Origin of the sequence: Pseudomonas typographi, assembly GCF_014694385.1 — a bacterium.
Taxonomy (GTDB): domain Bacteria; phylum Pseudomonadota; class Gammaproteobacteria; order Pseudomonadales; family Pseudomonadaceae; genus Aquipseudomonas; species Aquipseudomonas typographi.
In genome coordinates, this window is the sequence record NZ_JAAOCA010000082.1 from 1 (window position 1) to 2,359 (window position 2,359).

Genomic DNA, 2,359 nt, shown 5'->3' on the forward strand with positions numbered 1-2,359 from the left:
GTAAGCGTACGGGGAATACGCCTTGCGCAGGTCAGCCCGGCATCCACTGATGTGGCAGGAGTTGCTCGATCTCACTAGCCTTCTGCGTCGGCAACCGCATCAGCACATCCTTGAGATACGCGTACGGATCATGCCCGTTCATGCGCGCCGACTGGATCAGGCTCATGATCGCCGCCGCCCGTTTACCGCTGCGCAGCGATCCAGCGAAGAGCCAGTTCGACCTACCGAGCGCCCATGGCCTGATCTGGTTTTCCACGGCATTGTTGTCGATGGGCACAGCACCATCATCCAGGTAGCGCGTCAGCGCTACCCAGCGTTTCAAGCTGTAATCCAGTGCCTTGGCCGTGGCCGAGCCTTCGGGCACAAGCGCGCGTTGAGCCAGCATCCACTCATGCAACTTTTCCGCGATGGGCACCGCCATTTCCTGGCGTAATCGCCAGCGATCTTCATCGCTCATGTCCTTGGCCTGCCGTTCGACTTCGTACAAGCCGCCAATGGAGTGCAGCACTTGCTCTGCCAACTGGCTTTTGTTCGCCACATGCAGGTCGAAAAACTTGCGCCGGGCATGGGCCATGCAGCCGATCTCGGTGATGCCTTGCTCGAAGCCAGCTTTGTAGCCCGCGAAGTCATCGCAGACCAGCTTGCCGTTCCAGGTGCCCAGGAAATTGCGCGCATGTTCACCCGCACGGCTGGGGCTGAAGTCGTACACCACCGCTTTCAGTGCGCAGAACGGTGTCGTGCAGTAGGCCCAGACGTATGCTCGATGTGTTTTTTTTTCGCCCGGTGCCAACATCTGCACCGGTGTTTCATCGGCATGGACGACTTGCTGGGCCAGTACGGCTTCGCGCAGTGCATCTACCAGCGGTTGCAGTTGTACGCCGGTTTGGCCGACCCACTGAGCCAGCGTCGAGCGCGGGATCGCCAGGCCGGCACGGCCGAAGATCTTTTCCTGCCGGTACAGCGGAAGATGGTCGGCGAACTTGGCCACCATCACGTGGGCCAACAAGCCGGCAGTGGGGATGCCCTTGTCGATCACCTGTGCCGGTACCGGCGCTTGAGTCAGTGTTTCGCACTGACGGCAGGCCCACTTGCCACGTACATGTTGCTCAACCGTGAACACGCCGGGGGTGTAGTCCAGCTTCTCGCTGACGTCTTCGCCGATGCGTTGAAGTTGGCAGCCGCAGGAGCACTGAGTGTTCTCTGGCTCGTGATGAATGACGGTACGAGGAAACTGCGGCGGCAACGGCGCGCGCTTGGGTTGTTGGCGTGGTTCGTCCGGTGCCGGAGCGGGACGAAGTGCTTTCAACTCCGCGTCGATGGCTTCGAGGTCGGTGTTGAGCAAGTCATCCAGCAAGCTGCCTTGCGCCGGGCTGATCTGCTCACTGCGCTTGGCAAACTTGTGGCGTTTGAGAATGGCGATCTCGTGAGAGAGCTGCTCGATGATCGTCTCGTCACGATGGATCTTTCGCCCCATGGTGTCGACCTTCGATAGCAACTGCGCCGCGAGTGCGCGCAGTTGATCAGGTGTCATTTGGTCGAGATTGGGCGAGGAAGTCATGCCGTGGATTTTACCAAAGCAGCCCACTCGACACAGCTAAAAGACCCGATTCAGAGCAACGTAATTACGCCGTTAGCACCCACCTGCTGCCAAGGCAGGCCCAGCACCAGCGCCTGAAGTTGCTCTGCGTCGAGTTCAACTTCGTGGCCTCGATGCGTGCCAGGCCAATGAAACTTACCTTGGTTCAGGCGGCGCGCTGCCAGCCAGATACCCACGCCATCGTGCACCAGTACTTTCATTCGATTAGCGCGGCGGTTGGCGAACAGATAAGCGCAGTGCGGCTTCGCCGCACCGAATACGGCGACCACGCGGGCCAGCGCCGTGTCCGTGCCAGCGCGCATATCCATGGGCTCGGTGGCGAGCCAGATGGCGTCGATGCGGATCATTGCGAAAGGCTGCGAATGAAGCGTGCGCAGCCGTCCGGGTCGGAGATGGGCCATTTGACCGTGATGGTTTGACCGCCCAGCGGCAGCGCGATAACCACCGCCTCATCAGCGTGTCGCTTGGGTATTGGGTGCACTGGTACGAACGCAGGAAGTGGCGCGACCGCCTTGTCGCGGTATATCGGCAGCCACTTGCGGATAACGTTGGCGTTGATGCCATGGCTGATGGCGACTCTGGAAACTGAGGCTCCGGGTTGCAGGCATTCCTGCACGACCTGGGCTTTGAAGGACTTCGGGTAAGAGCTTCGTTGGCGCATGGGAATCCTGGCGATAAGGGTGATCGCGTCCGCTAAAAAATAGACGGACAACATCGCCCTTAATGCTGGAGTTCGGTAGGTGTGTTCACCGGGCGCTTACG

General features: G+C 60.1%; 3 protein-coding genes. All 3 read right to left on the minus strand.

Annotation, left to right across the window (positions count from 1 at the left end; all coding sequences use genetic code 11):
* Positions 1–31 precede the first annotated feature (31 nt).
* From tnpC to tnpA, 3 genes are read right to left on the minus strand one after another with little or no spacing between them, the layout of a single operon-like run.
* A complete protein-coding gene (gene tnpC / locus HAQ05_RS27650) occupies positions 32–1,558 on the minus strand; it encodes an IS66 family transposase (protein WP_190427527.1) in 1,527 nt (508 codons plus the stop codon).
* Positions 1,559–1,608: 50 nt separating this feature from the next.
* Positions 1,609–1,944 carry an IS66 family insertion sequence element accessory protein TnpB gene (gene tnpB, locus HAQ05_RS28895; RefSeq protein WP_190427528.1) on the minus strand — a complete coding sequence of 112 codons (336 nt, stop codon included), beginning with the start codon at positions 1,942–1,944 and terminating at the stop codon, positions 1,609–1,611.
* Positions 1,941–2,312: an IS66-like element accessory protein TnpA gene (tnpA, locus tag HAQ05_RS27660; RefSeq protein WP_190427530.1), complete on the minus strand. Its 372-nt coding sequence runs from the start codon at positions 2,310–2,312 to the stop codon at positions 1,941–1,943. Before tnpA ends, tnpB begins: the two co-directional genes overlap by 4 nt.
* Positions 2,313–2,359: the final 47 nt, after the last annotated feature.